Genomic DNA, 6,176 nt, shown 5'->3' on the forward strand with positions numbered 1-6,176 from the left:
GGCCCGTTCGTTGGACGTTCAAGATCGGCCCGAGGTTGTACGGCACCCGCGACAGCGAATCTTCCGCCGCCTGCCCGCCGTTGGGCGAAGAAGAACAAGGTCGAGCTGTGCTTCACCCCGGCCTGCGCATCCTGGGCCAACCCGATCGAGGCCCACTTCGGCCCGCTGCGGCAGTTCACCCTGGCCAACTCCCACCACCGCAGCCACCCCACGCAAACCCAGGCACTGCACCGCTACCTGCGCTGGCGCAACGCCAACGCCCGCCACCCCGACGTACGTGCCGCCCAACGCAAGGAACGCGCCCGCATCCGCAGCGAGAAGGGCATCCCCTGGGGCGGACGCCCCCTCAACGCCGCAGCCTGACCGACCGCGAACCGCAGCCCCGGAGTGCCGAAAGGGACAGGTTCACGAGAAGGACAGCGACAGAAGGACGACTCAGGAGGCGGACGGCTTGATCTCCCCCGCAAAGACGATGACCTGGTCGATGAGGCTCCGCCGCAGATGGACGACGTCCGTTCCCGCCAGGCGGGGGCCTCCATCCGGCGTGGTGAAGACCCACTGGTACCGGGCCCACTCGTCAGGCATGTCCACCGCTGAGCAGCGCACCATCGTGCCGGTCCCCGCCGGGTGGCGCCGGATGTCCAGCACGAACCGCTCAACCGCCGCGATTCCTTCGCTGCGACCCAACGGCCCCCAGAAGACCACGTCTGAGGTCAGGGCCTGGGAGAGCAGGGCAGTCACATAGCTGTCGTCCGAGGCGTTGAACGCGGAGATGAACGTGTCGATCGCGGAGCGTGCCGTCTCTTCCTGCATGCCCCAGTAATACCAGCCGTTGCGCGTGCGCTCGTCCCGCGAGCCGCCTTCCGATCACGGTGGACCATCCCGGTCACAGCACTAGGCGGCCGAGGAGGTCTCGTCCAGCACGGCGAGATCGAGACCACGGAGTCGCTCCGGATCGGCGATGAGCTCATAGCCGGTGATCCGGTCGTCCTCGACAGTGACAGCGAGCACAAGGCTCAGTCGGCCGTACGGAGCCACCACGATCCCACCGGTGCCGTCGACCAGAGCCGCCTCGGCGCACCACGCCTTCCGCCCGAACACGACAATCTCCTCTGCCACCGCCCGCGCACCGCGGACCTCGATCGGCCTGCCGTCGGGAAGTGCCGCCCGATCCGCTTTCCGCACGACGTCGGGGGCCAGCACGGCGAGTACCGCGTCGACATCTCCGGCCCTGGAGGCAGCGAGAAACGCGTCGATCACGTGCTGCCGCCGGAACAGTTCCGCGGCGGAGACCGTGGGGGTGCCTCGCACCTTGCGGCGGGCACGGCTCGCGAGTTGCTTCGCAGCAGCTGATGAGCGGTCCAGGACGAGCGCGATCTCATTGAACGGAACAGCGAACAGGTCGTGCAGTACAAAGGCGACCCGCTCGGCCGGAGCCAGCCGGTCCAGTACGACCAGCAGGGCGCGGCCGACCGACTCGGTCAGCAGGGCCTCCTGCTCCGGGTCGCCGTCGGCGTGGGGATCCGCGAGGTCGTCCGCCCTGTGATCGCCCACGAGTTCCTCGCGCCGGGCCTCCCGGGAGCGCAGCATGTCGAGGCAGATCCGCGACACCACCGTGGTCAGCCAGCCCGGCGGATTCACGATGCTGTCCGCGTCCGCGCGGGCCAGCCGCAGCCATGCCTCCTGAACCGCGTCGTCCGCCTCGGCCGGGGAACCGAGTATCCGGTGGGCGACCGCGCGCAGGCGGTCGCGGTGGGTGTCGAACAGATGGGCAAGGCCGTCGTTCTGGTTCACCTGTTACCTCTCTTCACCGCCAACCGTCACCACGGTAGAGAACGCAGAGCTGCGGGTGCCCTGGCGGCCCGCTCAAGCATCCGGGAGGTCATGCCTGTGGACGTCTACCAGGCGGTTGCGAGCCGACGAGCGGTACGCGGATTCACGGACGAGCCGGTCCCGAGGGCGACACTCGAACGCGTCCTGGCCGCCGCCGCCCGGACACCCTCCGGCGCAAACCTTCAGCCGTGGAGGATCTATGTACTGACTGATGCCCCTTTGGCCGAGCTGAAGAAGCGCACTGCCAGGCGCACTGAGGCCGACGACCCCGGTGACGAGCCGGCGTACGAGATGTATCCGCCGGAACTGAAGTCTCCGTACCAAGAGCGGCGCTCCGCCGCCGCGGCACAGCGTTTCGGCGCGCTCGGGATCCGCCGCGAGGACGCCCGGGCACGCCGGGAGGCCGTCGCCGGAAACTGGCAGTGCTTCGGCGCCCCGGCCCTGCTGCTCTGTTACATCGACTGTGAAATGGGCTCGGCCCAGTGGGGCGATATCGGCATGTATCTCCAGACCGTGATGCTGCTGCTCCGCGCCGAAGGTCTGCACAGCTGCCCGCAGATGGCGTGGTCGGTGTATCACAGGACGGTCGCCGAGGTCGTGTCGGCCCCGGAGGAACTGATCCTGGTCGGCGGCCTGTCGGTGGGCTTCGCGGATCCGTCCGTTCCGTTCACCCGCATCAACCGCGCCCCTCTTGGCGAGACCGTCACCTTCCTCGGCGGTGCGACTCCCCAGCTCCGCCGCTAAGGGCTGTCCCGGAATCACGGCGATTCCCCGCGGCTGTCGAGTGCGTGCCCGGCCCGGCACACGGCAGGGGTGATCTCTCGGCCGAAGGCGATGGGTCCCGGTCGTGCGCCGCCGCAAGGCAGTCCGGTCGTGCGCCGCCGCAAGGCAGTCCGGTCGACGAAGCGGCAGGACAACTCGCCTTGGAGGCAATCGAGACAGCTCCGGAGCAGCCTTTGCCTGCACACCCATTCCTGACGGAGCGTCAGTTCAGTAACCTGACAGAGCGTCAGCTTCATGTTGACCGGACACGATCACCCGACGGACTTCGAGCAGGAGTGGGCGGAACGATGCTTGGATCGACTCACGGCACCCTCACCACCGACTTCCGCGCCAGGGTGGTGGCCTGCGGCGAAGAGCCGTATGCCATCGTCCACAGCATGGCGGCCGCCGCCACGGAGGGCGATCTCGATGTCAGCGGCCGCCCGCTGCACGCGCCCGTGCCGGACCTGGACCGGTTCTTCCGGCCCGAGTCCGTGGCCGTCATCGGCGCGTCCGATGCCGAGGGGCGGCCCAATACCGGGATCACCCGGCAGCTGATCGGCTGGGCCGAGCGGGTCGGGGCGCGGCTGCATCCCGTGCATCCCAGCCGGGAGTCCGTGTTCGGGCGGGCCTGTTCTCCTTCCGTCGCGGACCTGCCGGAGCAGGTCGATCTGGCGGTGCTGCTGGTCGGTGATCCGCTCCCGGTGATCGAGGAGCTCGGGCAGGCCAAGGTGAAGTTCGCCGTCGCCTTCGCCTCCGGGTTCGCCGAGACCGGCGAGGAGGGCGCTGCCGCCCAGGCGCGGCTGGCGGCGGCGGTGGAGCGGTCGGGACTGCGGCTGCTCGGGCCGAACACCAACCTCAACGCCTTCGAGAGGTTCCGGGACGATCTGGACGGGCCGGCGATCGCACTGATCACCCAGTCCGGTCATCAGGGGCGCCCCGTCTACGCCCTTCAGGAGCTGGGCGTGCGGCTCTCGCACTGGGCGCCCACGGGCAACGAGGCGGATCTGGAGACCGCCGACTTCATCTCGTACTTCTCGCAGCGCCCCGAGGTCGGGGCCATCGCCTGCTACGTGGAGGGGCTCAAGGACGGGCGCTCCTTTCTGCTCGCCGCGGACCGGGCGGCGCGGGCCGGGGTTCCGGTGGTGGCGGTCAAAGTGGGACGTACGGAGGCGGGGGCCAGGACGGCCGCTTCACACACCGGCAAGCTGACCGGCGCCGACCAGGTGGTGGACGCGGCGATGCGGCAGTTCGGGGTGATCCGGGTGGACGGGCTCGACGAACTCCAGGACACCGCTGCCCTGCTGGCGCGGGCGCGCAGGCCCGTCGCCGAGGGGGTCGTCGTGTATTCGATCTCGGGCGGCACGGGCGCGCACTTCTCGGACCTGGCGACCGGTGCCGGACTGCCGCTTCCCACCCTGTCCGAGGAGAAGCAGCGCGAGCTGCACGAATGGATTCCCGGCTATCTGAACGTGGCGAACCCGGTCGACAACGGCGGCCATCCGGTCGGCGACTGGCGCGGGCGGAAGATCATCGACGCGATCCTCGCCGACCCCTCCGTCGGCGTGCTGATCTGTCCGATCACCGGCCCCTTCCCCCCGATGAGCGACAGGCTCGCGCAGGACCTGGCGGACGCGGCGGAGACCACGGACAAGCTGGTGTGCGTGGTGTGGGGCTCGCCCGTCGGCACGGAGGACGCATACCGTACGACGCTGCTCGGCTCGTCCCGCGTCGCCACCTTCCGCACTTTCGGCAACTGCATCACCGCCGTGAATGCCTATCTGGACCACCACCGGTTCACCGCCTCCTACCGCTCCCCCTTCGACGAGGCACCGCGCACGCCGTCGCCCTCGTTCCGCAAGGCGCAGGCACTGATGCGACCGGGCCAGCAGCTGAGCGAGCACGCGGCGAAGCAGTTGCTTCGGGCCTACGGAATCCGCGTTCCGCGGGAGCAACTGGTGACCAGCGCGGCGGCGTCCGTCCGGGCCGCGGGGCTGGTCGGCTACCCGGTCGTCATGAAGGCGTCGGGCGCCCGGCTCGCCCACAAGACCGAGCTCGGCCTGGTCAAGGTCGGGCTCACCTCCGCCAGCCAGGTGCGGGACGCGTACCGCGAGCTGACCGACATCGCGCGGTACGAGGGCGTCGAACTGGACGGGATCCTGGTCTGCCAGATGGTCGAGCGGGGCGTCGAGATGATGGTCGGTGTCACGCAGGACGCCTTGTTCGGGCCGACGGTGACGGTCGGGCTCGGTGGGGTGCTGGTCGAGGTGCTGCACGACGCGGCGGTGCGGGTGCCGCCGTTCGGCGAGGACCAGGCGCGGTCGATGCTCGGCGAACTGCGCGGCAGGGCCCTGCTGGAGGGCGTACGCGGCGGTCCGCCGGTGGATGTGGACGCGCTCGTCGAGGTCGTGCTGCGGGTGCAGCGGATGGCGCTGGAACTGGGTGACGACCTCGCCGAGCTGGACATCAATCCACTGATGGTGCTGGGGCGGGGGCAGGGCGCGGTGGCGCTGGACGCGCTCGCCGTCTGCCGCTGACCGGACCCGCCGCCCGACCCGCCACCCACGCAGGAGCTGCCTCATGCCGTCCTCCCCCGAAGACACCGCCGGGCCCACCGACCCGCTCGACTCATTGGTACTCCACGCCACTGACAACGGCGTCTCCTGGATCACGCTCAACCGCGCCGAAGCGATGAACGCCGTCACCTGGGACCAGCGGGAGCGCGTCATCGCCCTGCTCGCCGGGGCCTCCGCCGACCCGGCGGTCCGGGCCGTCGTCCTCACCGCCACCGGCCGCGGCTTCTGTGCGGGCGCCGACCTGCGCGGGGCCCCCGCGACCGGCGACCGAGTGCCGGGCGATGTCGCCCGGACGATCCGGCTCGGCGCGCAGCGGCTGATCGCCGCGGTCCTGGACTGCGAGAAGCCGGTGATCGCGGCCGTCAACGGTACGGCGGCCGGCATCGGCGCCCACCTCGCGTTCGCCTGCGATCTCGTGCTGGCCGCGGACTCGGCGAAGTTCATCGAGGTGTTCGTACGCCGCGGTCTCGTACCCGACGGCGGCGGCGCGTACCTGCTGCCACGCCTGATCGGCCCGCAGCGCGCCAAGGAGCTGATGTTCTTCGGCGACCCGCTCCCGGCGGCGGAGGCGGAGCGGCTGGGACTGGTCAACCGGGTCGTCCCGGACGAGGAACTGGCGGAAACGGCCGGGGCATGGGCACGGCGGCTGGCCGACGGCCCGACCCGGGCGATCGCCCTCACCAAGCAGCTGGTGAACGCGTCCCAGGAGGCCGACCGGGCAACGGCCTTCGCGGCGGAAGCAATGGCTCAGGAGATCAATATGACGACGCAGGACGCGTGCGAGGGCGTGGCGAGCTTCGTCGAGCGGCGGACGGCGAAGTACCGGGGGCTGTGAGGTCTCCGGTGACGAGGGCGTCGACCGCCGTCACGAAGCGAACCGCCCGAACCCACGGGCCACGGCGCTCTCCCCCTGTTGTGCGGCCGGGGTCCGCCGATGGGGTGAAGCCCCCCAGCGGCCCGGCCGCAGCCCACCTACTCCCCTGCGAACACGTCCTCGACAGACCG

General features: G+C 70.5%; 5 protein-coding genes and 1 pseudogene. 4 read left to right on the forward strand and 2 right to left on the reverse strand.

The window, feature by feature from the left end:
- Positions 1-69: 69 nt before the first annotated feature.
- Positions 70-363: pseudogene (locus tag ACFVT1_RS01915) on the forward strand (IS630 family transposase); the annotation flags it as partial.
- A 72-nt stretch (positions 364-435) separates the two neighbouring features.
- Here the strand turns inward: ACFVT1_RS01915 and ACFVT1_RS01920 are convergent.
- Positions 436-813 (reverse strand): nuclear transport factor 2 family protein, encoded by a 378-nt coding sequence (locus tag ACFVT1_RS01920; RefSeq protein WP_053663874.1) that lies wholly within the window; start codon positions 811-813, stop codon positions 436-438.
- Between the two features lie 81 nt (positions 814-894).
- Complete coding sequence (locus tag ACFVT1_RS01925; RefSeq protein ID WP_389791587.1) at positions 895-1,794, reverse strand: sigma-70 family RNA polymerase sigma factor; 900 nt, start codon at positions 1,792-1,794, stop codon at positions 895-897.
- Positions 1,795-1,890: 96 nt separating this feature from the next.
- Between ACFVT1_RS01925 and ACFVT1_RS01930 the strand changes: the two genes are divergently transcribed.
- From ACFVT1_RS01930 to ACFVT1_RS01940, 3 genes are all read left to right on the forward strand, one after another.
- Positions 1,891-2,577: a nitroreductase gene (locus tag ACFVT1_RS01930; RefSeq protein WP_389792227.1), complete on the forward strand. Its 687-nt coding sequence runs from the start codon at positions 1,891-1,893 to the stop codon at positions 2,575-2,577.
- 326 nt (positions 2,578-2,903) lie between these two features.
- Positions 2,904-5,132, forward strand: coding sequence for an acetate--CoA ligase family protein (locus tag ACFVT1_RS01935; protein ID WP_389791589.1), 2,229 nt, complete (start codon positions 2,904-2,906; stop codon positions 5,130-5,132).
- 43 nt (positions 5,133-5,175) lie between these two features.
- Positions 5,176-6,006 (forward strand): enoyl-CoA hydratase/isomerase family protein, encoded by an 831-nt coding sequence (locus ACFVT1_RS01940; protein ID WP_389791591.1) that lies wholly within the window; start codon positions 5,176-5,178, stop codon positions 6,004-6,006.
- The last annotated feature ends 170 nt before the right edge of the window (positions 6,007-6,176 follow it).

Source organism: Streptomyces sp. NPDC057963 (genome assembly GCF_042887155.1).
Lineage (GTDB): Bacteria > Actinomycetota > Actinomycetes > Streptomycetales > Streptomycetaceae > Streptomyces.

Excerpts from the sequence above, each read along its gene's own strand:
- ACFVT1_RS01935 (WP_389791589.1), top strand. The coding sequence starts at position 2,904 with ATGCTTGGATCGACTCACGGCACCCTCACCACCGACTTCCGCGCCAGG.
- ACFVT1_RS01940 (WP_389791591.1), top strand. The coding sequence starts at position 5,176 with ATGCCGTCCTCCCCCGAAGACACCGCCGGGCCCACCGACCCGCTCGAC.
- ACFVT1_RS01920 (WP_053663874.1), bottom strand. The coding sequence starts at position 813 with ATGCAGGAAGAGACGGCACGCTCCGCGATCGACACGTTCATCTCCGCG.